This window comes from Microbacterium sp., assembly GCF_049650565.1.
Classification (GTDB): domain Bacteria; phylum Actinomycetota; class Actinomycetes; order Actinomycetales; family Microbacteriaceae; genus Microbacterium.
The window spans coordinates 44607-69928 of the sequence record NZ_JBASAK010000053.1; the positions used below are offsets into that span (position 1 = coordinate 44607).

General features: G+C 69.1%; 26 protein-coding genes. 16 read left to right on the forward strand and 10 right to left on the reverse strand.

From position 1 onward, the window contains the following. Positions 1-3 precede the first annotated feature (3 nt). Positions 4-639 carry a phosphoserine phosphatase SerB gene (serB, locus tag WA967_RS09740; RefSeq protein ID WP_424421782.1) on the reverse strand — a complete coding sequence of 212 codons (636 nt, stop codon included), beginning with the start codon at positions 637-639 and terminating at the stop codon, positions 4-6. A 43-nt stretch (positions 640-682) separates the two neighbouring features. Beyond that, on the reverse strand, positions 683-1924 hold the full coding sequence (locus WA967_RS09745) for a glucose-1-phosphate adenylyltransferase (protein ID WP_424421784.1): 1242 nt from the start codon (positions 1922-1924) through the stop codon (positions 683-685). Between the two features lie 46 nt (positions 1925-1970). Between WA967_RS09745 and glgA the strand changes: the two genes are divergently transcribed. From glgA to WA967_RS09760, 3 genes are all read left to right on the forward strand, one after another. Then, on the forward strand, positions 1971-3155 hold the full coding sequence (glgA, locus tag WA967_RS09750) for a glycogen synthase (protein WP_424421787.1): 1185 nt from the start codon (positions 1971-1973) through the stop codon (positions 3153-3155). A gap of 18 nt (positions 3156-3173) precedes the next feature. Continuing rightward, positions 3174-3956, forward strand: coding sequence for an ABC transporter ATP-binding protein (locus WA967_RS09755; protein WP_424421789.1), 783 nt, complete (start codon positions 3174-3176; stop codon positions 3954-3956). 84 nt (positions 3957-4040) lie between these two features. Further along, entirely contained in the window at positions 4041-4298 is a 258-nt protein-coding gene (locus WA967_RS09760) for a type B 50S ribosomal protein L31 (RefSeq protein ID WP_067246295.1), read from the forward strand. A 57-nt stretch (positions 4299-4355) separates the two neighbouring features. On the opposite strand, the gene WA967_RS09765 is transcribed toward WA967_RS09760, so the two are convergent. Together WA967_RS09765 and WA967_RS09770 are read right to left on the reverse strand one after the other, a co-directional pair. Next, positions 4356-4637, reverse strand: coding sequence for a hypothetical protein (locus WA967_RS09765; RefSeq protein ID WP_424421792.1), 282 nt, complete (start codon positions 4635-4637; stop codon positions 4356-4358). 49 nt (positions 4638-4686) lie between these two features. Continuing rightward, on the reverse strand, positions 4687-5394 hold the full coding sequence (locus tag WA967_RS09770) for a 3'-5' exonuclease (RefSeq protein ID WP_424421794.1): 708 nt from the start codon (positions 5392-5394) through the stop codon (positions 4687-4689). Between the two features lie 67 nt (positions 5395-5461). Between WA967_RS09770 and WA967_RS09775 the strand changes: the two genes are divergently transcribed. The 5 genes from WA967_RS09775 to WA967_RS09795 all read left to right on the forward strand — a co-directional run bounded on the left by WA967_RS09775 (position 5462) and on the right by WA967_RS09795 (position 9642). Further along, positions 5462-6085 carry a LysE family transporter gene (locus WA967_RS09775; RefSeq protein WP_424421797.1) on the forward strand — a complete coding sequence of 208 codons (624 nt, stop codon included), beginning with the start codon at positions 5462-5464 and terminating at the stop codon, positions 6083-6085. A 128-nt stretch (positions 6086-6213) separates the two neighbouring features. Continuing rightward, a complete protein-coding gene (locus tag WA967_RS09780) occupies positions 6214-6777 on the forward strand; it encodes a single-stranded DNA-binding protein (protein WP_424421800.1) in 564 nt (187 codons plus the stop codon). A 58-nt stretch (positions 6778-6835) separates the two neighbouring features. Continuing rightward, on the forward strand, positions 6836-7354 hold the full coding sequence (locus WA967_RS09785; RefSeq protein ID WP_424421803.1) for a DUF6993 domain-containing protein: 519 nt from the start codon (positions 6836-6838) through the stop codon (positions 7352-7354). 98 nt (positions 7355-7452) lie between these two features. Further along, positions 7453-9132, forward strand: coding sequence for an energy-dependent translational throttle protein EttA (ettA, locus tag WA967_RS09790; protein ID WP_424421806.1), 1680 nt, complete (start codon positions 7453-7455; stop codon positions 9130-9132). A 12-nt stretch (positions 9133-9144) separates the two neighbouring features. Then, positions 9145-9642 (forward strand): acyl-CoA thioesterase, encoded by a 498-nt coding sequence (locus WA967_RS09795; RefSeq protein WP_424421808.1) that lies wholly within the window; start codon positions 9145-9147, stop codon positions 9640-9642. 37 nt (positions 9643-9679) lie between these two features. On the opposite strand, the gene WA967_RS09800 is transcribed toward WA967_RS09795, so the two are convergent. Beyond that, entirely contained in the window at positions 9680-10564 is an 885-nt protein-coding gene (locus WA967_RS09800) for an acyl-CoA thioesterase (RefSeq protein WP_424421811.1), read from the reverse strand. Between the two features lie 75 nt (positions 10565-10639). On the opposite strand from WA967_RS09800, the gene WA967_RS09805 reads away from it, so the two are divergent. Next, entirely contained in the window at positions 10640-11305 is a 666-nt protein-coding gene (locus WA967_RS09805) for a hypothetical protein (RefSeq protein WP_424421813.1), read from the forward strand. 47 nt (positions 11306-11352) lie between these two features. Here WA967_RS09805 and WA967_RS09810 read toward each other — a convergent pair whose 3' ends face one another. Continuing rightward, positions 11353-12261 (reverse strand): SDR family NAD(P)-dependent oxidoreductase, encoded by a 909-nt coding sequence (locus WA967_RS09810; protein ID WP_424421816.1) that lies wholly within the window; start codon positions 12259-12261, stop codon positions 11353-11355. An 84-nt stretch (positions 12262-12345) separates the two neighbouring features. Here WA967_RS09810 and WA967_RS09815 point away from each other — a divergent pair, with 84 nt between their 5' ends. Beyond that, a complete protein-coding gene (locus WA967_RS09815) occupies positions 12346-12882 on the forward strand; it encodes a TetR/AcrR family transcriptional regulator (RefSeq protein WP_424421819.1) in 537 nt (178 codons plus the stop codon). A 19-nt stretch (positions 12883-12901) separates the two neighbouring features. On the opposite strand, the gene WA967_RS09820 is transcribed toward WA967_RS09815, so the two are convergent. The 4 genes from WA967_RS09820 to pepN all read right to left on the reverse strand — a co-directional run bounded on the left by WA967_RS09820 (position 12902) and on the right by pepN (position 18703). Beyond that, the gene (locus tag WA967_RS09820; protein ID WP_424421822.1) at positions 12902-14554 is read right to left on the reverse strand and encodes an FAD-binding dehydrogenase; all 1653 of its coding nucleotides are present in this window, start codon (positions 14552-14554) and stop codon (positions 12902-12904) included. 29 nt (positions 14555-14583) lie between these two features. Then, positions 14584-14970 carry a globin gene (locus tag WA967_RS09825; protein ID WP_424421824.1) on the reverse strand — a complete coding sequence of 129 codons (387 nt, stop codon included), beginning with the start codon at positions 14968-14970 and terminating at the stop codon, positions 14584-14586. Continuing rightward, positions 14967-16040: a mechanosensitive ion channel family protein gene (locus tag WA967_RS09830; protein ID WP_424421827.1), complete on the reverse strand. Its 1074-nt coding sequence runs from the start codon at positions 16038-16040 to the stop codon at positions 14967-14969. Before WA967_RS09830 ends, WA967_RS09825 begins: the two co-directional genes overlap by 4 nt. A gap of 92 nt (positions 16041-16132) precedes the next feature. Then, positions 16133-18703 carry an aminopeptidase N gene (gene pepN, locus WA967_RS09835; RefSeq protein ID WP_424421830.1) on the reverse strand — a complete coding sequence of 857 codons (2571 nt, stop codon included), beginning with the start codon at positions 18701-18703 and terminating at the stop codon, positions 16133-16135. Between the two features lie 158 nt (positions 18704-18861). On the opposite strand from pepN, the gene WA967_RS09840 reads away from it, so the two are divergent. The 6 genes from WA967_RS09840 to WA967_RS09865 all read left to right on the forward strand — a co-directional run bounded on the left by WA967_RS09840 (position 18862) and on the right by WA967_RS09865 (position 25321). After that, positions 18862-20046 carry a ferrochelatase gene (locus tag WA967_RS09840; protein ID WP_424421833.1) on the forward strand — a complete coding sequence of 395 codons (1185 nt, stop codon included), beginning with the start codon at positions 18862-18864 and terminating at the stop codon, positions 20044-20046. 14 nt (positions 20047-20060) lie between these two features. Next, positions 20061-20576 (forward strand): ribose-5-phosphate isomerase, encoded by a 516-nt coding sequence (locus WA967_RS09845; protein WP_424421836.1) that lies wholly within the window; start codon positions 20061-20063, stop codon positions 20574-20576. Position 20577: 1 nt separating this feature from the next. Continuing rightward, a complete protein-coding gene (locus WA967_RS09850) occupies positions 20578-21588 on the forward strand; it encodes an Fpg/Nei family DNA glycosylase (protein ID WP_424421838.1) in 1011 nt (336 codons plus the stop codon). A 90-nt stretch (positions 21589-21678) separates the two neighbouring features. Beyond that, positions 21679-23157, forward strand: a complete 1479-nt coding sequence (locus tag WA967_RS09855; RefSeq protein ID WP_424421841.1) for an alanine/glycine:cation symporter family protein — start codon at positions 21679-21681, stop codon at positions 23155-23157. A gap of 50 nt (positions 23158-23207) precedes the next feature. Next, positions 23208-23849 carry an FMN-binding negative transcriptional regulator gene (locus WA967_RS09860; RefSeq protein WP_424421843.1) on the forward strand — a complete coding sequence of 214 codons (642 nt, stop codon included), beginning with the start codon at positions 23208-23210 and terminating at the stop codon, positions 23847-23849. Further along, a complete protein-coding gene (locus WA967_RS09865) occupies positions 23846-25321 on the forward strand; it encodes an amidohydrolase (protein WP_424421845.1) in 1476 nt (491 codons plus the stop codon). The genes WA967_RS09860 and WA967_RS09865 overlap by 4 nt, the downstream gene beginning before the upstream one ends. Position 25322: the final 1 nt, after the last annotated feature.

Consider the following 25322-nt stretch of genomic DNA (forward strand, 5'->3'; position numbering starts at 1 on the left):
TGATCAGGGCAGCAGCGGGATGACCGCCGACAGGTCCTGCGGACCGATCACCAGCGATGCGGCTGCCCGCACGGCCGGCTTGGCGTTGAAGGCCAGTCCGAGGCCCGCCGCCGCGATCATCTTCAGATCGTTGGCGCCGTCGCCGATCGCGATCGTCGCGTTCGGGCGGATGCCGAGCTCTGCCGCCCATGTCTGCAGCGAGTCGGCCTTGCCCTGGGCGTCCACGATCTCGCCGTCGACCCGGCCCGTCAGCACTCCGTCCGCCACGGCCAGGCGATTGGCACGCCAGCGGTCGACGCCCAGCCCCGGCGCGATGTGGTCGAGGATCTCGTGAAAGCCGCCGGAGACGACCCCCACCACGCCGCCCCGATCGTGCACCGCCGCGGTCAGCTCGCGCACGCCCGGAGTCGGCTCGATGCGGGTCAGGACGCGTGCGAAGGCATCCGCGCTCACCCCCGCGAGCTCCGCGACGCGCGAGCGCAGGCTGGTGGCGAAGTCGACCTCGCCGCGCATCGCGGCCTCGGTGGCGGCCTGCACCTCGGCACGGCGACCGGCCTCGTCGGCCAGGAGCTCGATCACCTCATTGCGGATGAGCGTGGAATCGGCATCGAGGACGACGAGGAAGCGCGCGGTGGTCACGAGATGAGCGTATCCGCCCTCGTGACGGTCGGATGACCGGGTGTCACCGGGCGATGCGGATGCCCTTCCCTACCACCGTTATGCCGGAATCGGTGACCGTGAAGCCGCGCTCCAGGTCACGCTCCCGGTCGACGCCGACCGTGGCGCCGTCCTCGAGGATGACGTTCTTGTCGAGCACGGCGCGATGCACCCTGGCGCCAAGACCGAGTTGCACGCCGTTCAGCAGCACGGAGTCGGTGATCGTGGACCCGCCTGATGCCAGCGCGCCCACGCCCACCACGCTGCGCTCCAGGTGCGTGCCGGAGAGCACGGAACCGGCCGACACGATCGAGTCGATCGTATTGCCGATGCGGCCCACGGCATCCCGCACGAATTTCGCCGGTGGCGTGTTGACCGTCTGCGTGCGGATCGGCCAGGCGGTGTTGTAGAGGTTGAAGATCGGCAGGGTGGAGATCAGGTCCATGTGCGCGTCGAAGTAGGAGTCGATGGTGCCCACATCCCGCCAGTACGAGCGGTCGCGCGGCGACGAGCCGGGCACGTCGTTCTGCTTCATGTCGTAGTAGCCCGCCTCGCCGCGACCGACGAAGTACGGCACGATGTCGCCGCCCATGTCGTGGCCCGAGCTGGCGGACTCGCCGTCGGCCTCGACGGCGTCGATCAGGGCATCCGCGTCGAAGACGTAGTTGCCCATCGACACCAGCACCTCACCCGGGGAGTCAGCGAGCCCGGCCGGGTTGCTGGGCTTCTCAAGGAAGTCGCGGATGCGGCCCGTCTCAGGGTCGGCGTCGATCACGCCGAACTGCGATGCCAGTGCCAGCGGCTGCCGGATTCCGGCGACCGTCGCCGATGCGCCGGAGGCGATGTGCGCACTCACCATCTGCTGGAAGTCCATCCGGTACACGTGGTCGGCGCCGATCACGACGACGATGTCCGGCTTCTCATCGTTGATGAGGTTCAGGCTCTGCAGGATGGCGTCCGCCGAGCCCGAGAACCAGCGCTTTCCGAGCCGCTGCTGGGCGGGAACCGACGCCACGTAGGAGTCGAGCAGGCCGGACATCCGCCAGTGCTGCGAGACGTGCCGGTCGAGGCTGTGGGACTTGTACTGGGTGAGCACGACGACCTGGCGCAGGCCGGAATTGATGAGGTTCGATATCGCGAAGTCGATGAGCCGGTACTGCCCGCCGAAGGGCACGGCTGGTTTCGCCCTGTCCGTCGTCAGGGGCATCAGTCGCTTGCCCTCGCCGCCGGCGAGGATGATCCCGAAAACCTTCTTTGGTGCCGACATGGCTCCACAATAGAGCGCGCGATGACGGATGTACTACCGTGCAGTCATGCGAGTCGACATCATCACCAAGGAGTACCCGCCGGAGATCTACGGGGGAGCCGGGGTGCACGTCGCGGAGCTGGTCTCGGCGCTGCGGCGGAGCATCGAGGTGCAGGTCCGGGCATTCGGTGCCGATCGCAGCGAGCCGGGCACCAGGGCCTATCGGGTGCCTGCAGAGCTCGCCTCCGCGAACGCCGCCGTGCAGACGATGGGCACGGATCTCGCCATGGTCGGCGATGTCGCGGGCGCCGACGTCGTGCACAGCCACACCTGGTACGCGAACTTCGCCGGGCACATCGCCTCGCAGCTGCACGGCATCCCGCATGTGCTCACCGCGCACAGCCTGGAGCCGCTGCGGCCGTGGAAAGCCGAGCAGCTGGGCGGCGGGTACGCCGTCTCCAGCGGCATCGAGAAGCTGGCGTACGAGAACGCCGCCGCCATCGTCGCGGTCAGCGCGGGGATGCGCGAGGACATCCTGCGCAGCTATCCGCAGGTCGACCCGGCGCGCGTGCGCGTGATCCACAACGGCATCGACGTGGACAGCTGGCATCCGACGTCGAACCCGGAGTTCCTCGAGAGCATCGGCGTGGACCCGTTGCGGCCATCGGTGGTGTTCGTGGGCAGGATCACACGGCAGAAGGGCCTGCCGTACCTGCTGCGCGCCGCGCAGCTGCTGCCGGCCGACGTGCAGCTGGTGCTGTGCGCGGGCGCGCCGGACACGCCGGAGATCATGGCCGAGGTGCAGGACCTGGTGAAGGTGCTGCAGCAGAGCAGGAAGGGCGTGGTCTGGATCGAGCGGATGCTGCCGCGCGACGAGCTCTCGGCGATTCTCACGGCGGCCACGACGTTCGTCTGCCCGTCCGTGTACGAGCCCCTCGGAATCGTGAACCTGGAGGCGATGGCGTGCGGCGCGGCCGTCGTCGGGACGCGCACGGGCGGCATCCCGGAGGTCGTCGCCGACGGAGTGACCGGGCGGATCGTCCCGATCGACCAGCTGCAGGACGGCACGGGCACGCCCGTGGATCCGGAGCGATTCGTCTCCGACCTGGCCGCGACGCTGACCGAGGTCACCGGGGATCCCGCTCGTGCCGCGGAGTACGGTGCTGCCGGACGCGAGCGCGCCAGGACGCACTTCAGCTGGGGCGCGATCGCCGACACCACCCGCGCGCTCTACGAGGAGCTGACCGCCTGAGCCGATAGGCTGGACGTCATGTCGAGCGCCCTGGAATTCACCGATGTCGTCGTGCGCCGTGACGGCCGTGACATCGTCGATCACGTGACGTGGAACGTCTCAGAGGATCAGCGCTGGGTGGTGCTGGGGCCGAATGGCGCGGGCAAGACCACGCTGCTGCAGCTGGCCGACACGCTGCTGCACCCGACGTCGGGCACCGTGACGATCCTGGGCGAGACTCTCGGGCGCACCGATGTCTTCGAGATCCGCCCGCGCATCGGCTTCGCCTCGACGGCGCTGGCCCGGCGCATCCCTCAGGATGAGACTGTGCTCAACACGGTCATGACCGCGGCGTACTCCGTGATGGGGCGCTGGAACGAGCAGTACGAGGGCGTCGACGAGCGCCGTGCTCGCGAGGTTCTGGCGGAGTGGAAGCTCGAACACCTCTCCGACCGGCTGTTCGGCACTCTCAGCGACGGCGAGCAGAAGCGCGTGCAGATCGCGCGCGCGGTGATGACCGACCCGGAGCTGCTGCTGCTGGACGAGCCCACGGCGAGCCTCGACCTGGGATCGCGCGAGGAGCTGCTGCAGCTGCTCAGCGCCTACGCGGCGTCTCCCTACACCCCGGCCATGATCATGGTGACGCATCACGTCGAGGAGATCCCCGTCGGCTTCACTCACGTGATGCTGCTGCGTGCCGGCGGCATCGTCGCGGCCGGACCGATCGCCGAGACCCTCACCGCCGAGGCGCTGTCCGAGGCGTTCGGGATGCCGATCGCGCTGACCTCCGACGGCGGGCGCTACGCGGCGCGCGCGGCGTGATCTGCTAAAGTAGACCCTCGGTGCGCTCGCACCGCAGACTTCCCTCGCTCCTGGCAGAATCCAGGGCATCACGTAAGGAATCCCATGAAGACTGACATCCACCCCGACTACCAGGCCGTCGTGTTCCGCGACCTCGGCTCGGGAGAGACCTTCCTCACCCGGTCGACCGTCACCAGCGACAAGACGATCGAGCTGGACGGCGTGGAGTACCCCGTCATCGACGTCGAGATCTCCTCGGCTTCGCACCCGTTCTACACGGGCAAGCAGCGCATCATGGACTCGGCCGGTCGTGTCGAGAAGTTCAACCAGCGCTTCAAGAACTTCGGCGGCTCCTCCAAGTAAGCGGCCTCCGCGAAGGCCCCGCTCCGGCGGGGCCTTCGTCGTACCCGCGGGGCGTGATCACACGTCGATGCGGATGCTGTCCCCATCAATCGTCCACGGCGGCTCGCCGGGCGCCGGGGCCGGTGCCGTGCGCCTGGTCGCCCGATCGCGCTCGAGGTGCGCCTCGTACGCCTCGGGGGAGAAGACGGCATCGAAGCCGTCGACGAGGCCGGCCGCGGAGCTGTCGTACTTCGTCTCCACCCGACCGCTCGACATGCTCCAGCGGATGACGAGGACCACGGCGACGACGGGAAGCAGGAGCCATGCTCCCACCAGTACCCAGCCGAGAAGCTCGCCCATGATCACAGCGTAGGCCGCTCTCCGTGCTTCGGCACGGAGCGTGCGGGCCTCAGCCGCGGATGGGCCAGCTGCCGTCCAGGGTCTCCTGAGGATCCAGGCGGCCGACCTTGATGAAGTACTCGGTGAGGCTGGCGGCCTGATCGCGGGCCCAGCCGATCTGCCGGGTGTGCAGCTCGGCCGCGGTGCCGGGCAGGGCGAACTCCTTCGCCAGCGCCAGTGCGACACGGCCCGCGGCGATGGCATCCGCCGACGCCTCGTGCGCATCGTCCAGCGGGACTGCGTAGTGCTCGGCGACGACGCTCAGCGTGCGCTTACCGGGGCGATACCGGTCGTAGGCCTTGTCGATCACCAGCGGGTCGATGACCGGCTGCGGATCTATCAACGCGGGGATGCCGTGGCGCACGGCCTCGTGCGCCAGCAGCGAGAAGTCGTAGGAGGCGTTGTATGCCACGATCGGCATGCCTTGCGAGAACAGCATCCGCAGAGCGCTGCTGACCTCCGCCACGACCTCGGCGGCGGGCCTCCCATTCGCGCGGGCATGCTCGGTGCTGATGCCGTGCACGGCTGCGGCGCCGTCGGGGATCGGGATGCCGGGATCCGCCAGCCAGTCGCGCGCCGCGATCTCGCGCCCGTACCGGTCCAGCACACCCACGTGCGCGGTCACGATGCGGTCGGTCGTGACGTCGACACCCGTGGTCTCCAGATCGAACACTCCCACGCGTGTGAGCCAGGCCGGGAGCTGCGCTGCGGTGGTCATGCCCTCACCGTAGAGGAGGCGTCGGACATCGGTCGGACGGCCCGCCGGATGCCCCTACACTGTGCTGGTGACGTGGACGGTATGGCTCTCGCTGCTGGTGGCGTGCGTGGTGATCAGCTTCACGCCCGGAGCCGGTGCGATCAACACCATGACCAACGCGCTCGCACAGGGATGGCGCCGCTCGCTGTGGGGCGTGCTCGGCCAGCAGGCGGCCCTCATCGTGCACGTGATCATCGTCGCGGCGGGCGTGGGCCTGATCGTCTCGCGATCGCAGCTGCTGTTCGACATCATCCGCTACGCGGGAGCGGCGTACCTGGTGTACCTCGGCGTCCGGCTGATCCTGGCCAAGCCGGAGGCCGACACGACGGCCGCGGCCTCGCGTTCACGAGAGGGGGCATGGTCGATGTTCCGCCGCGGCTTCTGGGTGAACATCCTGAACCCGAAGGCCATCGTGTTCTTCCTCGCCTTCGTGCCGCAGTTCATCCGCCTGGACCACGAGCAGCTGCCGCAGTACCTGATCCTGATCACGACGTCGGTGGTGGTGGACGTGCTGGTGATGTGGTTCTTCTTCGCCGCGGCGGCCAAGCAGTTCCGCCGGTTCACGCGCAGCGCACGTGGACAGCGCATTCTCAACAGCGTGTTCGGATCGCTCTTCATCGCCGTCGCCGGACTGCTGCTGCTCGTGCACTGACACTCCGCCTGCACATCGCCGGGATTCGGCGACTTGTGCACAATCAGTGGGATTCCGCCCCTCGGCGTCGGTGGCCGGCGTGCACGCTGTAGTCACCCGGGCTCGTCCCGGCTGACAAGGAGCATGACATGACCATCAGGAACGACACCGTCGTCATCGCCGGGAACATCGGCAACGACCCGAGCAGGGGAGTGACGCGCACGGGCAAGCCCGTCATCAACTTCCGCGTCGCGTCCACGCCCGGCTACTTCGATCAGCGCACCGGCGCGTGGGTCGAGGGCGACACCAGCTGGTACGCGGTCTCGGCTTTCGGCAACATCGCCGACCACGCGAAGGCATCGCTGCGCTGCGGTGATCCCGTCATCGTGGTCGGACGTATGAAGGTGCGCGAGTGGGAGGCCAACGGCCGGAAGGGCGTCGACGTCGAGATCGACGCGGACGCCATCGGGCACGACCTCAACAAGGGCACCAGCGCCTTCGCCCGTCGGGCCAAGGGCGGCGGTGGGGAGCAGTCCTCTCCGGCTGCCGGTGCACCGCAGGAAGCCGGGTCCGGCACGCCCGAGGGCGGCGAGATGCCCGACGAGCCCAGCGCTGCAGAGCGCGAGGCCTGGGACAGTGAGGGGATGATCGATCCCGGCGCCGATCCGACGTCGGCCGAGGCAGATCGCGAGGGCGAACTCGCCTACACGTGAGCGCCGGCCGCCGCCGCGGTGACGGATGCTCCTCCGGCATGCGCCTAGACTTCTGAGCGTGCGTCGAAGGTCATCCGTCTCCGCCGGTCTGATCCGGTCGTCGAGCGTCTTCATCCTCGGTGCTGCGGTCGCGGCCGGCCTGATCTCCTGTTCTGCGCCGATGAGGGACGAGTCCCCGTCGGCGGCGGCGTCTCCCTCGGCTGCGGCATCCGCATCGCCGACGCCGACGGCCACTCCAGACCCGGTGCTCGTCCCGGAGGGGACGGCGTCCGACAACCTCCCGCTGTTCGCCGCCGTCACCGCGAAGGTGTGGGCGGGCCCTGACCAGGTGCACGGACGCGCGTACGTGGACGCGCTGGCCGCCGCAGGATTCGCCAAGGACCGGATGCAGGTGACCGCGGACCGCACCACCGTGGGAAATCCGGTCGAGAGCCTGCTGTTCTCCGTCGCCTGGGGCGACAAGGAGTGCCTGATCGGTCAGGTCGGCCCCTCGACGGGCACCCCCGTGACCAAGGTCGTGCCGCAGCTCGCGGAAGGGCGCTGCCTGATCGGCGAGACCAGGCCCATCGACTGGTGAGCGCCCGCCTCGCCGAGCGGCTGCGCGAAGACGGGTAGGCTGGTGTGTCGGCTCTCCGGAGCCGCCACATTGCCCGCTGACTGAAGGAGACCCTCGTCGTGGCCGAATACATCTACTCCATGGTGCGAGCCCGCAAGGCGGTGGGCGACAAGCTCATCCTCGATGACGTCACCATGGCGTTCCTGCCCGGTGCGAAGATCGGCATGGTGGGGCCCAACGGCGCCGGAAAGTCCACGATCCTGAAGATCATGGCGGGGCTGGACACGCCGTCCAACGGCGAGGCCAAGCTCACCCCGGGCTTCTCCGTCGGCATTCTCATGCAGGAGCCGGAGCTGGACGAGTCCAAGACCGTGCTGGAGAACATCCAGGACGGCATCGCCGTGAAGGCGAAGGTCGACCGCTTCAACGAGATCTCCGCGCTGATGGCCGACCCGGATGCCGACTTCGACTCGCTGCTGGCCGAGATGGGCGTGCTGCAGGAGGAGATCGATGCCGCCGACGGCTGGGATCTGGACTCCCAGCTCGAGCAGGCCATGGACGCGCTGCGCACCCCGCCGGCAGATGCCGAGATCGCGCCGCTCTCCGGTGGCGAGAAGCGCCGTGTGGCGCTGGCCAAGCTACTGCTGCAGAAGCCCGACCTGCTGCTGCTGGACGAGCCCACGAACCACCTCGACGCCGAGAGCGTGCTGTGGCTCGAGCAGCACCTGAAGGACTACAAGGGCGCCGTCATCGCCGTCACCCACGACCGGTACTTCCTCGACCACGTCGCCGAGTGGATCGCGGAGGTCGACCGTGGGCGCCTGCTGGGCTATGAGGGCAACTACTCCACCTACCTGGAGCAGAAGGCCCAGCGCCTGGAGATCCAGGGCAAGAAGGATGCCAAGCTCGCGAAGCGCCTGAAGGACGAGCTCGAGTGGGTGCGCTCCAGCGCCAAGGGGCGCCAGACCAAGTCGAAGGCGCGTCTGGCCCGCTACGAGGAGATGGCGGCGGAGGCGGAGCGCACCAGGAAGCTCGACTTCGAGGAGATCCAGATCCCCGCGGGTCCGCGCCTGGGCAGCATCGTCATCGAGGCGAAGAAGCTGCAGAAGGGCTTCGGCGACCGAATGCTCATCGATGGCCTGAGCTTCAGCCTGCCGCCGAACGGGATCGTCGGCGTGATCGGCCCCAACGGCGTGGGCAAGACCACGCTGTTCAAGACCATCGTGGGCCTGGAGCCGCTGGATGGCGGCGATCTGAAGGTCGGCGAGACCGTGAAGATCAGCTACGTCGACCAGACCCGCTCCAACATCGACCCGGACAAGACCCTGTGGGAGGTCGTCTCCGATGGCCTCGACTTCATCACCGTCGGCAAGATCGAGATCCCCTCGCGCGCCTACGTGTCGAAGTTCGGCTTCAAGGGCCCGGACCAGCAGAAGAAGGCCGGCGTGCTCTCCGGTGGCGAGCGCAACCGCCTGAACCTGGCGCTGACCCTCAAGGAGGGCGGCAACCTGCTGCTGCTCGACGAGCCGACCAACGATCTCGACGTCGAGACCCTCAGCTCTCTGGAGAACGCCCTGCTGGAGTTCCCCGGCTGCGCCGTGGTCATCACGCACGACCGGTGGTTCCTCGACCGCATCGCCACGCACATCCTCGCCTACGAGGGCACCGATGAGAACCCGTCGCAGTGGCACTGGTTCGAGGGCAACTTCGAGGCGTACGAGAAGAACAAGATCGAGCGACTGGGCCTGGAGGCGGCACGTCCGCACCGCACCACCCACCGCAAGCTGACCCGCGACTGAGGCCACGGGACGATGATTCCGGGTGAGCGCGTGCTGGACGACGGACGCCTGCACGTCCCTGTCCAACTGCGCTGGGGCGACCTCGATGCGTTCAACCACGTCAACAACACCTCGATGCTCAAGCTCCTCGAGGAGGCGCGCGTGCGCGCCTTCTGGAAGCCGGGCCCCGGCGAGGTCGCGCCTCCCACGGCCATCCTCGACTCGGGACTCGCGCACGGTCTGCTGACGCTCATCGCCCGGCAGGAGATCGAGTACCTCGCGCCCGTGCCGTACCAGCGGCATCCGCTGGACATCCAGATGTGGTTCGGCAAGCTGGGCGGCTCCAGCCTCGAGGTCTGTTATGAGGTGCGGACGGACACGGCGGCCGAGCAGCAGACGCTGTACGCGCGGGCGACCACCGTCATGGTGCTCGTGGACGCCGCATCCGGCCGCCCCGTCCGCCTCGCACCAGAGATGCGCGCGGCCTGGGAGCCCCTGGTCGGCGAGCCGTTGACCTATCGCAGACGCTGACCTGTCGCGGGCGCTGGCCGATCGGCGCGGAGCCCGGTCAGATCTCCGGAACCCGCACCATGACCTCCTGCGCGACGGTAGCCATCAGGGTTCCGTCCTGAGCGTAGATGCGGCCCTGGGCGAGTCCTCGCCCGCCGCGGGCGTTGGGCGCCTGCTGGACGTACAGCATCCATTCGTCCACGCGGCCGAACCGGTGCCACCACATGGCGTGGTCCAGGCTCGCGACCTTCAGCCCCGGCGTCTGCCAGGTGATGCCATGCCGGCGCAGGATCGACTCCTGGATGGTCATGTCGCTGAGGTAGGCCAGCGCGGCGCGATGCAGCCGCGGGTCGTCCGGCATCGGGGCGCGCATGCGCATCCAGACAGCCTGCTGGGGTACGCGTTCGCCGGCGACCTCGAGAAACAGAGGGCCCGTCACATGCCGGATGTCCGCCGGACGTTCCGACAGCAGGCGGCCGGTGATCGGATGCACGCGGCCGATGAGCTCATCGTCGGAGGGCAGCGACTCCGGATCCGGGATGCCGTCCGGCATGGGCTCCGCGTGATCCAGACCGGGATCCTCGTCCTGGAACGAGGAGATCATCGAGAAGATGGGCACGCCGCCCTGGTAGGCCTGCACACGGCGCGTGGAGAACGAGCGCCCGTCGTGGATGCGATCCACGGCGAAGGTGATGCCCTGCGTCGCGTCGCCGGGACGCAGGAAGTAGCCGTGCATGGAGTGCACGATGCGCTCCTCTGGAAGAGTCCGCTCCGCGGCCACCAGCGACTGCGACAGCACCTGGCCGCCGTACACCCGGCCCGTGGGCATCGAGTGCGAGACGCCTGTGAAGATGTCCTCGGTGGTGCGAGCCGCGGATGCGTCGAGATCGAGGACCTCGAGCAGATTCGCGATGGTGCGGGCGTCGTTGGTCGGGGCGGTCACCGCTCCAGTCTAGGAGCAGGGATCCGGCAGCCCGGGCAGACCCGGGAGAGCCCGTGCGGGGATAGCGTAGAAGACGTGACCCGACCCCTCGTCCTCGCCGATGCCGACACCGCCCGCGATGTGCTGACGTTCTCCGGACGCGCGGGCCAAGCCGGGGCCGACGGCGTGCGGCTGCAAGCGGCGGAGGGCGTGCTGGTGCTCACCTCCGCGGCCCTCGCGCCGCAGGGCCTGTTCGACCAGACGCCGACCATCCTGGCGATGCGCATCGTGCGCGCCGACCCCGAGCTCAGCTGCGATGTGGTCGTCGACTCACTCACCGAGAGTCTCAGCCCCGACTCGCTGGAGCTGCCGGACACCGGTCGTGCCCCGGCATGGGCCGGTGTCGCGCCGCCCCGCGGCGGCTGGCAGCACGTCGCCGAGCTGCCGTCCTCGATCCTCTCCGAGCGTGCGCAGTGGGGGATCTCCGCGGTCGCGCACGGCAGCCCCGCGGGCTCCCGGGAGGAGGCCGTACGGGCCCTGCGCGCCCGCATCTGGGGCGAGCCCGACGAGGACCTGCTGGGCCTGCCGCGCGGCGTGGCGTTCGCCGCGCAGGCGTTCGGATTCATCGCAGGGCCGGAGCAGGTGCGCATCACGGAGGCGGGTCGCTGGACCCGGCTGGCGTTCAGCCGCGGTCACGTGCTGAGCCGGGGACCGGCAGTCCGCGGACTCACCGCGGTGCGCACCACGGGATCCGCGCGCTGAAGCGCACCGCCGGCTGAAGCGCACTGCCGGCCGATCGACCAGAACGGCTAGGATGCCGCGAGCTCGAGAAGCTGCGTCCGCACCCGCGCCATGCGCACCGGGTCGGGGTGCGCGGTATGCGTGAGCGGCTCCAGGAGGATCGGCACTCCTCGGCGGCCGTTCACCGGTCCGAGGTACGTTCCGCCGCTGATGTCGGGATCGGTCAGCGCGCGCAGTGCCGGCCACGCCGCAGCATCCTTGCCCTGAGCCCAGGGCGTGAACGGATTGCGGCGGCGCTGCGTGCGCGGGTCGTACACGCCTTCCCGCGCCGGGGTGCGCGCGTCGACGCCGATGCCGGGATGCGCGACGATCGAGGAGATCGCCACGCCGTCGGCGCGGAACCGGCGGTCGAGGTCATAGGCGTAGAGCTCGGTGACGGTCTTCGCGTGCGTGTAGCCGCGCACGAAGCCGCGCTGCCGTGCGAGCACGTCGTCCACATCACGGGGGAAGCGGCGCACGAAGCCCGTCGACGCGTGCACGATCCGGACGGGGGCATCGGGTGCGGCGCCGTCGGAGAGCGTCAGCAGAAGGCGCTCGACGAGTGCGACGCCGGCGATCGCGTGCGTGGCGAGCAGCAGGGGCAGGCCGTCCTCCGTCATCGGCCCGGCGGACATCGCGCCTCCGTTCAGGAAGATCCCGTCCAGGCGTCCATGGTCGCCCAGCTCGTCCGCCGCGTCGCGGACCGACGCCAATGAGGCGAGATCCATCCGGACGGCGCGCACCTGGGCGCCGGGCACCTGGCGGAGGATGGATGCCCTGGCGCGGTCGAGCCGTTCCGCGGACCGGCCCGCGAGCACGACAGTCGCACCGGCGGCAGCGAGCTGCTCGGCGGCGAAGTAGCCGATTCCGGCAGTGGCTCCGGTGACGACGTGCGCTCGGCCGGTCTGATCGGGCAGCGCGAATGGGTTCCAGGGCATGAGGCCTCCTCGAAAACGGATAGATGATCCGAATAGACGCTAGCACCATTCGGATGACCTATCCGTTTCCGGTAGGATGGCGGGATGCAGGATTCCAGACGCGCCGACGCGAAGCGCAGCCGTGCTCGCATCGTCGACGTCGCGCGCGCATGCGACCCCGCGCAGCTGCGCCTGAATGACGTGGCGAAGCGGGCCGGCCTCGGCGTGGGCACCGTCTACCGGCACTTTCCGAGCGTGCACGCGCTGGTCGAGGCCGTGGTGAGCGACGACCTCGTGGCCTACCGTGAACTCGCACGCGCCGCGGCGGCCGAACGGGACCCGGCGGCCGCGTTGGAGATGCTGGTGCGACGGGGACTGGCGCTCCAGCTCCTGGACGGCGGACTCCAGGCCGTGCTGCTGGCCGCAGAGGACGGAAACGCGGAGATCGCGGCGCTCAAGAACGAGCTGCGGCAGCTGACGGAGTCACTGCTCATCGCGGCGCGCGATGTCGGCGCCGTGCGCGCCGATCTCACCGTGGAGAGGCTCATGCATCTGGTGTGCGGCATCGAGCACGCCGTGCGCACGAGCGGCACGGACGATGCGTCCTTCTACATCGACACGCTCATCGCCGGCCTGCGATGACCGATCCGGGAGCCGCGCGTCAGCGGCCGGCCGCGCGCCCGGCCTTGCGCCCTGAGAACAGGCATCCGCCGAGGAACGTGCCCTCCAGCGCGCGGTAGCCGTGCACACCGCCACCGCCGAACCCGCTGGCCTCGCCGGCCGCGTACAGTCCCGGAATCGGCTCGCCCGCAGCATCCAGCGCTCGTCCGTCGAGATCGGTCTGGATGCCGCCCAACGACTTGCGCGTGAGCACGTGCAGTCTCACGGCGATCATCGGCCCCGCCGCCGGATCCTGCAGGCGGTGCGGGGAAGCGGTGCGGATGAGCTTGTCACCGCGATAGCTGCGCATCGAGCGCAGCATGGCGATCTGCGCGTCCTTGGTGAAGTCGTTGCCGATCTCACGGTCGCGCGCGATGACCTCGGCACGAGCCCGATCGACATCCAGCGTCTCGCCGCCGGGCATCCGCTTCATCTGTGCCAGCAGCGACTCCAGGTCGTTCTCGACGATGAAGTCCGCACCTTCGTCGAGGAACGACTGCACGGGTCCGGTGGGTCCCTTCGCGAGCCGCGACTTCAGCAGCAGCTTCACATCCTTGCCGGTGAGGTCCGGATTCTGCTCGCTGCCGGAGAGAGCGAACTCCTTCTCGACGATCTTCAGAGAGGTGACGAACCAGGAGTGGTCGTGTCCGGTCGTCCGCAGGTGCGCGAGCGTACCCAGCGTGTCGAACCCCGGATACAGGGGCACGGGCAGCCTCGCTCCGGTGGCATCCAGCCACAGCGACGACGGGCCGGGCAGGATGCGGATGCCGTGGTTCGGCCACACGGGATCCCAGCCTGCGATGCCCTCGACGTAGTGCCACATGCGGTCGCCGTTGATCAGGTGCGCGCCGGCGGACGTCGAGACCGCCTGCATGGAGCCGTCGACATAGGCGGGGACGCCCGTGAGCATGTGCTCCGGCGGGGTGCCCAGGCGTGCGGGCCACGCCGCGCGAACCAGGTCGTGGTTGCCGCCGATGCCGCCGGAGGCGATGATCACGGCATCCGCTCTGATCTCGAAGTCGCCGACCACGTCACGGGACGACGGCATTCCGCGCGGGGTGATCGAATCCGCCAGCACGTCGCCGCGCGCACCGACGACAGCGCCGTCCTGGACCATCAGTTCGGAGACGCGATGCCGCGGCAGGATCCTCGCACGCCCCTCGGCCTCCGCCTGCTCGGCGGCGGCCGAGAACGGCGCGACGATGCCGGGGCCGGTGCCCCAGGTGATGTGGAACCGCGGCACGGAGTTGCCAGGACCGATGGCGCCGTACCCGCCGCGCTCCGCCCAGCCCACCACCGGGAAGAAGCCCACGCCGCGCTCACGCAGCCAGCTTCGCTTCTCGCCCGCGGCGAACTCCAGGTACGCACTCGCCCAGCGGCGCGGCCACTCGTCCTCCGGCCGGTCGAAGCCGGCGCTGCCGAACCAGTCCTGGGTGGCCAATTCCAGCGAGTCGCGGATGCCCATCCGGCGCTGCTCGGGGGAGTCGATGAGGAACAATCCGCCGAAGGACCACCAGGCCTGCCCGCCCAGGTTCGTGCGGGGCTCCTGGTCGATGATCGTCACGCGCTTTCCCGCGCGCAACGCCTCTCCGGCGGCGACGAGGCCGGACAGGCCCCATCCGATGACGAGCACCTCGGTCTCGGTGGCAGGCATGGCGACTCCTTCGTCGGCGGCTGGGAGGATCAGGCTTCGGGGGTGGGCTCGAACGTGTTCACGAGCATATGGGCTGCGCGCTCGAGGTAGTCCCAGAAAGCCGCGTCGTGCATGGGGGAGAGCTGCACGTCGTCCAGTGCGGTGCGCATGTGCATGAGCCAGCGGTCGCGGGCATCCGGGTTCACGTGGAACGCCTTGTGCCGCAGCATGAGGCGGGGATGACCGCGCTTCTCCATGTACGTCGTCGGCCCGCCCCAGTACTGCTCGAGGAACATGGTGAGGCGGTTCGCTGCGGGGCCGAGATCGTCCTCGGGGTACATGGGCTTCAGCACCGGGTCGAGCGCGACCTCCTGGTAGAACACGTCGACCATCCGCTTGATGGTGTCGTGTCCGCCGATCTCCTCGTAGAAGCTCACTTCGCGCCGCCTTCCTGATCTCCGGACTTCTTGCGCCGCCAGATGCCGCGCTCCGCCACCGGCGGCACGCCCGTGACCGGATTGGGGCGGGTCTTGGGCGGATTGGCGCCGCGCACGCGACGGGCGCCGTCGAGGCCGGAGAGGGTGACGGATGCCAGCCTCGGGACGGCGACGTCCTTCTGCGCCAGCGCAGCGCGCAGCCGCGCCCGCAGCTCCTGCGCCACATCGTCCATGGCGTTGGCGCGCGTCTTGATGACCACGCGCACGACGAGCGCGTCGCCGTCGATGGTCTCCAACCCCCACACCTCGGGGCGCTCGATGATGCGCGTGCGCCACTTCGGGTCCTTGGTCAGGTCCTGGGCGGTCTCGAGCATCGTCTGCTCGACGAGGTCGAGGTCGGCATCCGGCGCCACGCCCAGGTCGATGATGGCGCGTGCCCAGCCCTGCGACATGTTGCCGATGCGGGTGACCTCGCCGTTGCGCACGTACCAGAGGGTGCCGTTGACGTCGCGCACCTGGGTGATCCGCACGCTGACGTACTCGACCACGCCGGATGCCAGGCCCAGGTCCACCACGTCTCCGATGCCGATCTGATCCTCGGCGACGAGGAACAGGCCGTTCAGCACGTCCTTGACGATGTTCTGCGCGCCGAAGCCGAGGCCGGCGCCGACGGCGGCGGTGAGAAGGGTCAGAGAACCCAGCAGAGAGGGGCTCAGCTGATTCACCGTCAGGACGATCGCCACCACAACGAGGATGACGTTGACGATGTTCTGCAGGATGGTGCCCAGCGTGCGGGTGCGCTGCACGAGCCGCATGTCCGCCAGCGGCGAGCGCTCCAGCGCCTGCGTGTCATCGACCTTCGCCTTGGTCTTCGCGCTGTCGACGATGCGCTTGACGATGCGGCGGATGACGAGTCGCAGCACGAAGGCGGCGACCACGCACGAGGCGATGATGACCGCGACCCAGATGGCGTTCATGCCGACCTCACCCAGCACGCCGAGCACCTTGTCCCAGGTGGTGGGCTTCGGTGGATCGGTGGGTGCGGGCGCGGCGGCGAGAAGGACGTTCATCACCTCGATGTTACCGAGAAGGCCTCTCCGCACGCTGTGCGGAGCACTTCGACGGGCTCAGTGGCCCATGGGTCGCTGAGCCCGTCGAAGCGTCAGTCCTCGGCGTCGCGGGACTGCGCGGCCAGCGCGCGCTCGACGTCGGCGAGGTTCTCGTGCACCAGCCGGCGCAGCGCGGGCGCAGCATCCTGGTTCGAGGACAGCCACGTGCGGGTCGCGTCGCGCAGCGCGACGCTGGCCAGCGAGCGCGGGTACAGTCCCACGATCAGGTAGTCCGCGATCTGGTAGGTGCGACCCTCCCAGATCGGCACGAGCATCTCGAAGTACTTCGCGATGAAGCCGTCCAGCACGGCCACGCCCGACGGATGCACGAAGCCGGCGGCCGCGGAGCGGACGATGGTGTTCGGCAGGTCGGCGTTGTCGATCAGCGACGACCAGGCGGTCTGCTTGGCCTCGACGGTGGGCAGCGCGGCGCGGGCCTGGGCGGCGAACTCGGCGCCCTTGGACGTGTTGTCCGCGGCCAGTGCAGCGTTGATGGCCGCGGCATCCGTGGCGCCGGCGGCGGCCAGGCCGACCAGCAGCGACCAGGACAGGTCGGCGTCGATCTCCAGACCCGGCAGCGTCTCCTCGCCCGAGCGCAGCCTGCCGACGATGCCGGCCTGCTCGTCGGTGACGAGCGTGTTCGCGAAGGCGGTGACCAGCTGCAGCTGGCTGTCGCTGCCGGCCTCGGCCTGCTGCGCGAGCGCCCACAGTCCGTCGGCGACCGTCTCGCGGGCGGTGTCGCGCTTCTCGGGCGCGACGTAGGTGGATGCCGCCAGCAGCAGCTGCGCGAGCGTGGTGCGCACGGTGGTGGACTCGGTCTCGCGGCCGATGTTGCCGAGCACCAGGTCGATGTAGTCGGATGCCGCGGTCTCGGCGTCGCGGGTCTGATCCCACGCGGCGCCCCAGACCAGCGAGCGGGCCAGCGGGTCGCTGATGTCGGAGAGGTGCTCGATCGCGGTGGCCAGCGACTGCTCGTCCAGGCGGATCTTCGCGTAGGCGAGGTCCTTGTCATTCAGCAGCACCATGGCGGGGCGCTTCCTGCCCTGCAGCTCGGGGAGCTCGGTGCGGTCACCGTCGATGTCCACCTCGACGTAGTGCGAGCGCACCAGCGCGTCGCCTTCGAGGTCGTAGAACCCGATGCCCAGGCGATGCGGTCTGATGGTGGGGTAGTCGGCCGGTGCGGTCTGCGTCACCGCGAAGCGGGTGATGACGCCCGACGCATCCTCGACGATGACCGGCGACAGCGTGTTCACGCCCGCCGTCTCCAGCCACTTCTTCGCCCAGCTGCTGAGCTCTCGGCCGCTGGTGGCCTCCAGCTCGGCCAGGAGGTCGGACAGCTCGGTGTTGCCCCAGGCGTGCTTCTGGAAGTACTGCCCGACGCCGGCGAAGAACGCGTCGATGCCGACCCACGCCGCCAGCTGCTTGAGCACCGAGCCGCCCTTGGCATACGTGATGCCGTCGAAGTTGACCAGCACGTCCTGCAGGTCGTTGATCTCCGCGACGATGGGGTGCGTGGAGGGGAGCTGGTCCTGGCGGTACGCCCAGGTCTTCTCCATGGCGTTGAACGTCGTCCACGCCTCGCTCCACTCGGTGGCCTCCGCGGTGGCGATGGTGGACGCCCACTCGGCGAACGACTCGTTCAGCCACAGGTCGTTCCACCACTTCATGGTGACCAGGTCGCCGAACCACATGTGCGCGAGCTCGTGAAGGATGGTGACGACGCGACGCTCCTTGACGGCATCCGTCACCTTGCTGCGGAAGACGTAGGTCTCGGTGAAAGTGACCGCCCCCGCGTTCTCCATGGCGCCGGCGTTGAACTCCGGTACGAACAGTTGGTCGTACTTCGCGAACGGGTAGGGCACGCCGAACTTCGACTCGTAGTACGCGAAGCCCTGGCGGGTCTTCTCGAAGATGTAGTCGGCATCCAGATGCTGCCACAGGCTCTTGCGGCCGTAGACACCCAGCGGGACGACGCGGCCGGAGGCGCTGGTGAGCTCGGAGAAGGTGGACTCGTACGGCCCGGCGATGAGCGCTGTGATGTACGACGAGATGCGCGGGGTGGCCTCGAAGCCCCAGGTCGCGGTCTGCTGCGCACCCGAGTCGGTTGATGCGTCGTGCACGATCGGTTCGGGGGTGGGGGAGTTCGAGACGACCTTCCAGGCGGCGGGCGCGGTGACCGTGAACTGGAAGGTGGCCTTCAGATCGGGCTGCTCGAACACGGCGAACATGCGCCGCGAGTCGGGGACCTCGAACTGGGAGTACAGGTAGACCTCGCCGTCGACCGGGTCGACGAAGCGGTGCAGGCCCTCGCCCGTGTTGGTGTACAGGCAGTCGGCGTCCACGATGAGCACGTTCTCGGCCTGCAGGCCGGTCAGCGCGATCCGCGAGTCCGCGAACACCTCGTCGGGGTCGATCTGCTCGCCGTTGAGCGAGATCTCGCGCACGCTGCGGGCGATGAGATCGATGAAGGTCGAGCCGCCGGGCGTGGCGGTGAAGCGCACGACGCTGCGCGAGCCGAACACCTCCGCACCCTTGGTCAGATCCAGTGAGACCTGATACGACTGCGTGTCGATGACAGCACGGCGCTCCAGCGCTTCGCTACGAGTGAGGTTTTCTCCAGGCACAGCTTGTTTCTCCCAGTGGTGAGGGGATGTCGTCCTGCGGACGGCGCGTCTGGCGTCGTCGGCAACCATGACAGCCTACGCCAGACGCGGAATCGCGCGACGGGTCCCGCAACAGCGCCTCCGCGCTGGCTCATAGCCTGCGATGGCAGGATGGAGGCGTGACACGCAACGCATCGGATGCCGTCCTGCACGCCTCTCCCGCAGCATCCGGGGGTGATCCGTTCATCGAGCAGCCCGTCGCGTACGACGCGATCCTGCTCGCAGGGTTCGGCGGGCCCGAGGGCCAGGACGAGGTCATCCCCTTCTTGCGCAACGTCACCCGCGGTCGGGGCATCCCCGACGAGCGGCTCGAGCTGGTGGCGCACCACTACCGCGCTTTCGGCGGAGTGAGTCCCATCAACGGGCAGAACCGCGCGCTGAAGGCGGCGCTCGAGGCCGAGCTCGCCGCGCGCTCCATCGACCTGCCGGTGTACTGGGGCAACCGCAACTGGGCGCCGTATCTCGAGGACGCCGTGGCCGAGGCCGCAGCCAACGACGACACCACGCTGCTGGCGTTCGCCACCAGCGCCTACAGCTCGTTCTCGAGCTGCCGCCAGTACCGCGAGGACTTCGCCCGTGTGCTGGACGGCACCGAGTACGACGGCGTCGTGACCATCGACAAGATCCGCCCGTTCTACGACCACCCCGGCTTCGTGCAGGCGTTCATCGAGGGCGTGCACGACGCCGTCGCCGGCTTCCTCGCCGATGGCGTGCCGGCGGAGTCCATCCAGGTGCTCTTCTCGACCCACTCGATCCCCGAGGCGGATGCCGTGCGCTCCGGTCCGCGCGATGTGGAGTGGGGCCCGGGTGGCGCGTACGCCGCGCAGCACGAGGCCGTCGCGGCCTGGGTGATGGACCGCGTCGCGCAGCTGGAGCCCTCAGCGGCGTCCGTGCCGTGGGAGCTCGTCTTCCAGTCGCGCTCGGGCCCGGCATCCCAGCCGTGGCTGGAGCCGGACGTGTGCGACGTCATCGGCGAACTGCCCTCCCGCGGTCGCCGGGCGGTGATCGTCGTGCCCGTCGGGTTCATGAGCGACCACATGGAGGTGCTCTGGGACCTGGACACCGAGGCCAAGGAGGCCGCGGAGCAGAACGGCCTGCTGTTCGTCCGCACGCCCACGCCCGGAGTCTCGCCCGCGTTCGTCGCGGGCATCGTCGACCTCATCCAGGAGCGCCTGGAGGGCCGGCCGAACGCCGACCGCGCCCGGGTCGCCTCGGTCGGCGGATCGTTCGACGTGTGCCGTCCCGGATGCTGCGAGAATGTGCGCGCCGGGTTCAAGCGTGCGGCGGCCGGTATCGCACCCTGAATAAGATGGCCGGTATGCGCATCCACATCGCCACCGATCACGCCGGTCTCGACTTCTCCACCCGTCTGCAGGACCACCTGCGCGGTGCAGGGCACGAGGTGATCGACCACGGGCCCGTGGAGTACGACGCGCTGGACGACTACCCCGCGTTCTGCATCCGTGCCGCGCAGGGCGTGGTCGCCGATCAGCGGGCTGGCGTCGAGGCGCTCGGAATCGTGTTCGGCGGTTCGGGCAACGGTGAGCAGATCGCGGCGAACAAGGTCGCCGGAATCCGCGCCGCGCTGGTGTGGAACACGTCGACGGCCGAGCTCGCGCGTCAGCACAACGATGCGAACGTCATCTCGATCGGCGCTCGACAGCATCCGTTCGAGGAGGTCGTGTCGCTCATCGATACGTTCATCGCCACCCCGTTCTCGGGCGAGGAGCGCCACGCGCGCCGGATCGGTCAGATCGCAGACTTCGAACGCGACGGATCGCTGCTCCCGGACCCGCGGCAGGAAGGTGTCCGCCCCGCCGACGGGCGCGCCTGACATGCCCGAGGGCCACTCCGTCCACCGCATCGCCCGGCAGTTCGATCGCAACTTCGTCGGACGCGCCGTGCACGCCTCCAGCCCCCAGGGCCGTTTCGCCGAGGGCGCATCGGTGCTGGAGGGCCGCGAGATGCTGCAGGCGATGGCGGTCGGCAAGCAGATGTTCCTGGAGTTCGAGGGCGACATGTGGCTGCGCGTGCACCTGGGACTCTACGGCGCGTGGGATTTCTCCGGCGAGATCCTCGTCGACCCCACCATCGCGTCCGCCAATGGGCGGATGGGCCAGACCAACCAGCGTGGCACCGATCTGGACGCGCCGCTGGGGGAGGAGATCCTGGATGCTGCGGGAGAGAACTCCCTGACCTCCATCGGCGCCCCGCGCAAGGCGCGCGTGCACGTGCGCATGTCGGAGCAGACCAAGGGCCTCGCCGACGACGGCGAGGAGTGGCCGCCCCCGGTGGTGGGACAGGTGCGCCTGCGGCTGCTGACGGATTCCACCAGCGCCGACCTGCGCGGTCCGACGGCGTGTGCGCTCCAGACGCCCGACGAGATGCTGGCCACGGTCGCGAAGCTCGGGCCGGATCCGCTGGTGGGCGATCCCGCGGACGGCGAGGAGAGGTTCGTGCACATCGTGCGCCGCAAGCCCACCGCGATCGCGCTGCTGCTGATGGACCAAGCCGTCGTCAGCGGCATCGGCAACGTGTACCGTGCGGAGATGCTGTTCCGGGCCCGGCTCAACCCGCACACCCCCGGCCGCGACGTGCCCGAGGACGTGGTGCGGGCGCTGTGGCACGACTGGGTGCGGCTGCTGGCCATCGGCGTCCAGACCGGTCAGATGATGACCATGGACGGGCTCAATGCCGAGCAGTACCGCGCGGCCATGGCCAGCCGAGACGACCGGCACTGGGTGTACCACCGTGCGGGGCTGCCGTGCCGGGTGTGCGGCACCGAGATCGCGCTCGAGGAACTGGGCTCTCGCAAGCTGTACTGGTGCCCGTCCTGCCAGCGTTGAGCGGCGGACACGCTGGGATATTGCATTCTGTGAGCGCGCTGTGAATAGGATGGACGAGTCCGTTTGCAACGACGCGCGACAGGAGACGTCATGGATCTATCCGGCTTGCAGGCCGTTCTGGAGAACATCAGCTCATGGATCTGGGGGCCGTGGGTCCTCATCCCACTGCTGCTGGGAACCGGTCTCTACCTCACCATCCGCCTCGGCGGCATCCAGTTCCTCCGGCTCGGCGCCGCGCTTCGCCTGGGCTTGTTCACTCGCCGGGATCCCGGCTCGGACGGCGACATCTCACAGTTCCAGGCGCTGACCACAGCGCTGGCGGCGACGGTCGGCACCGGCAACATCGTCGGCGTGGCCACCGCCATCGGCATCGGCGGGCCCGGTGCGCTGTTCTGGATGTGGGTCACTGGCCTGCTGGGCATGGCATCGAAGTACTCCGAGGCGTTCCTGGGTGTGCGGTTCCGCACCACGGATGCCGCGGGTGAGAAGTCCGGCGGGCCGCAGTACTACCTGGAGCGAGGCATCAAGAACCGTTTCGGCAAGTTCCTCGCCATCTTCTTCGCGATCTCCGCCGTCATCGCCTGCTTCGGCATCGGCAACATGACGCAGGGCAACTCGATCTCCGCCAACCTGGAGAACAGCTTCAACATCCCCACCTGGATCACCGGCATCGCGCTGACGATCTTCGCGCTGCTCGTGCTGGTCGGCGGTATCAAGTCCATCGGCCGCGTGACCGCCGGGCTCGTGCCCGTGATGATCATCTTCTACGTGCTGGGCGCGATCTACATCCTCATCGCGAACATCGCCGGAGTCCCGGCCGCATTCGCGCAGATCTTCACGGAGGCGTTCACCGGCACCAGCGCCGTCGGCGGCTTCGCCGGGTCGCTGATCATCGTGGCCGTGCAGATGGGTGTCGCCCGCGGCATCTTCTCGAACGAGTCCGGGATGGGGTCCGCTGCCATCGCCGCCGCGGCGGCCAAGACCAGCCACCCCGTGCGCCAGGGCCTCGTGTCCATGACGCAGACCTTCATCGACACGATCATCGTCGTCACCTGCACCGGCCTGGTGATCATCACCACCGGCACGTGGAACAAGGTCGATCCGGAGACCGGCGAGCAGATCAGTGCTGCGCTGATGACCGGTGAGGCGTTCTCGCACGGCCTGCCGGGGAACTGGGGGCACTACATCGTCACCATCGGCCTGGTGCTGTTCGCGGGCTCCACGATCCTCGGCTGGTCGTATTACGGCGAGCGGAGCCTGGAGCGGCTGGTCGGCATCAAGGCGATCATGCCGTATCGCATCATCTTCTCGCTGGTGGTGTTCGTCGGCTGCACCACGCAGCTGGGCGTGGTGTGGGCGTTCTCCGACGTGATGAACGGCCTCATGGCGCTGCCGAACCTCGTCGGCCTGCTGGTGCTCTCGGGCCTGGTCGCACGGGAGACCAAGAAGTACCTCGACAACGATCCCAAGCTCATCGCGACCACCGACGAGGTCAACGCGTTCATGGCTGGGGACAAAGGTTTCGAAGACTGGAAGACGCAGGCGATCCCCGTGGTCGCGCGGAAGTAGTCGTCGCGGCGGGGGCCGGCCCCGGGCCCCCGCCGCAATACGATGAATCCATGCGCCAGAATCCCAGTTTCGCCATGACCGACATCGCCGAGCTGCGGAGGGTGATCCAGCAGAACCCGTGGGCCACGCTCATCGCGACCGGTGATGACGGGCTGGTGGCGTCTCACTACCCGGTGCTGCTGGATCCCGACCGCGACGACCTGACCGTGGTCGGGCACGTCGGAAAGCCCGACGATGCGGTGCTGCATCTGGGCGAGCGCGAGCTGCTGATGATCTTCCAGGGGCCCAACGGCTACATCTCGCCCAGCTGGTACGGCGACGTGCGCGCGGTTCCCACGTGGAACTACACGGCCGTGCATCTGGCCGGCATCCCGGAGATCGTCGACACCCAGGCCAATCTCACGATCCTCGACGACCTGGTCACGCGCTTCGAGCGGCAGCTGCCGCAGCCGCGGATGATGTGGCAGGCTCCGAACACCGAGGAGTTTGTGCGCGCGCTGGAGATGGGCACGGTCGGCTTCCGGATGACGCCCACGCGGGTGTCGGCCAAGCGCAAGCTCAGCCAGAACAAACCCGACTCGATCGTGGAGAGCGTGATCGCGGAGCTGGACGGCAACGGCGAGTACTCGCATCCCGCCCTGGCCGTGGAGATGCGGCGAGCGCACGAGATCCGTCTGGCGCACCGCGGATGACGTCCGGCCTGCTGCTGCGCGCGGTGCGCGTCGCCGGTCCCGGTCGTGAGCTGCTGCCGACGGGTGAGCCGGTGGACGTCCTCATCCGCGACGGCCTGATCGTCGACATCGCCCCCACCGGCAACCTGCGGGCACCCGCCGAGGTCGTCGACGGCGACGGATGCTGGCTCGTGCCGGGGCTGTGGGACCACCACGTGCACACCGTGCAGTGGGCGCTGGACGCCCAGCGCGTGCAGCTCGGCGGAGCGGTCAGTGCCGCCGAGGCGGTCCGGATGCTGGCGGATGCCGTGCCTCTGCCGGACGGGCGTCTGGTCGGCGCGGGGTTCCGCGACGCGTTCTGGGCGGACCGGCCCACGCGAGCGTTGCTCGATGCGGTCACCGGCGAGGTGCCGACCTACCTCATCAACGCCGACGTGCACAGCACCTGGCTGAACTCCGCAGCCCTCCGCCGCGAGGGTTTCGACGGCGTGGACGATGACGGCATGCTGCGCGAGGAGCACGCCTTCGAGATCTCCCGGCGACTCAACGCCGCCGATGACGCGACCGTCGACGCGGCGATCCGCTCCGCTGGGGCCCGCGCGGCGGCGCGCGGCATCACAGGACTCGTCGACTTCGACATGGCCTGGAACGCGCAGTCGTGGCGACGGCGGACGGATGCCGGCTTCGACAGCCACCGTGTCGAGTTCGCGTTCTATCCGGATCAGTTCGACCGCGCCATCGCCGAGGGACTGCGCAGCGGCGAGGAGCTTCCGGGCACCGGCGGATTGGTGCATGTCGGCCCGCTCAAACTCATCAGCGATGGGTCGCTCGGCACCCGCACCGCCGCGTGCGCTCAGCCCTACCCCGATGGCACGAACGGCGTGCTCACCATCGCGCCCGACGAGCTTCGCGAGCTGCTGACGCGGGCGACGGGCTCCGGCATCGACGTGGCCGTGCACGCCATCGGCGATCGTGCCGTGGCATCCGCGCTGGACGCCTTCGCGTACACGCAGGCGCGCGGCACCATCGAGCACGCTCAGCTGGTGCGGCACGCCGACCTGGCGCGCTTCGCACGACTGGGGATCGCAGCGAGCGTGCAGCCGCGGCACGCCGTGGACGATCGTGATCTGGTCGATGACCTGTGGCGGAATCAGCAGGCCATCGCCTACCCGCTGGCGTCACTGCTGGCATCCGGCGTTCCCGTGCGCTTCGGATCCGATGCCCCGGTGGCGCCGCTGGATCCGTGGATCACCATCTCGGCGGCGGTGTTCCGCACCGGCGACGACCGCGAGCCGTGGCGCCCCGAGGAGCGCGTGGCGATGGAAGCCGCGCTGCGCGCCAGCGGCCGGCACGGCGATGCCGTGATCGCCCCCGGCGCCCCGGCCGACCTGGTGCTGTGCGGTGCCGACCCGCACTCCGCCGACCGTCATGCCCTGGAGCGGATGCCCGTGGCGATGACGATCCTGGGCGGACGGATCACGCACCGCGCCTGAT

Bases quoted from the DNA above. Each gene is read 5' to 3' on its own strand.
- WA967_RS09745 (WP_424421784.1), bottom strand. From the start codon at position 1,924: ATGTCGGCACCAAAGAAGGTTTTCGGGATCATCCTCGCCGGCGGCGAG.
- glgA (WP_424421787.1), top strand. From the start codon at position 1,971: ATGCGAGTCGACATCATCACCAAGGAGTACCCGCCGGAGATCTACGGG.
- WA967_RS09755 (WP_424421789.1), top strand. From the start codon at position 3,174: ATGTCGAGCGCCCTGGAATTCACCGATGTCGTCGTGCGCCGTGACGGC.
- WA967_RS09760 (WP_067246295.1), top strand. From the start codon at position 4,041: ATGAAGACTGACATCCACCCCGACTACCAGGCCGTCGTGTTCCGCGAC.
- WA967_RS09765 (WP_424421792.1), bottom strand. From the start codon at position 4,637: ATGGGCGAGCTTCTCGGCTGGGTACTGGTGGGAGCATGGCTCCTGCTT.
- WA967_RS09770 (WP_424421794.1), bottom strand. From the start codon at position 5,394: ATGACCACCGCAGCGCAGCTCCCGGCCTGGCTCACACGCGTGGGAGTG.
- WA967_RS09780 (WP_424421800.1), top strand. From the start codon at position 6,214: ATGACCATCAGGAACGACACCGTCGTCATCGCCGGGAACATCGGCAAC.
- WA967_RS09795 (WP_424421808.1), top strand. From the start codon at position 9,145: ATGATTCCGGGTGAGCGCGTGCTGGACGACGGACGCCTGCACGTCCCT.
- WA967_RS09810 (WP_424421816.1), bottom strand. From the start codon at position 12,261: ATGCCCTGGAACCCATTCGCGCTGCCCGATCAGACCGGCCGAGCGCAC.
- WA967_RS09815 (WP_424421819.1), top strand. From the start codon at position 12,346: ATGCAGGATTCCAGACGCGCCGACGCGAAGCGCAGCCGTGCTCGCATC.
- WA967_RS09820 (WP_424421822.1), bottom strand. From the start codon at position 14,554: ATGCCTGCCACCGAGACCGAGGTGCTCGTCATCGGATGGGGCCTGTCC.
- WA967_RS09830 (WP_424421827.1), bottom strand. From the start codon at position 16,040: ATGAACGTCCTTCTCGCCGCCGCGCCCGCACCCACCGATCCACCGAAG.
- WA967_RS09845 (WP_424421836.1), top strand. From the start codon at position 20,061: ATGCGCATCCACATCGCCACCGATCACGCCGGTCTCGACTTCTCCACC.
- WA967_RS09850 (WP_424421838.1), top strand. From the start codon at position 20,578: ATGCCCGAGGGCCACTCCGTCCACCGCATCGCCCGGCAGTTCGATCGC.
- WA967_RS09855 (WP_424421841.1), top strand. From the start codon at position 21,679: ATGGATCTATCCGGCTTGCAGGCCGTTCTGGAGAACATCAGCTCATGG.
- WA967_RS09860 (WP_424421843.1), top strand. From the start codon at position 23,208: ATGCGCCAGAATCCCAGTTTCGCCATGACCGACATCGCCGAGCTGCGG.
- WA967_RS09865 (WP_424421845.1), top strand. From the start codon at position 23,846: ATGACGTCCGGCCTGCTGCTGCGCGCGGTGCGCGTCGCCGGTCCCGGT.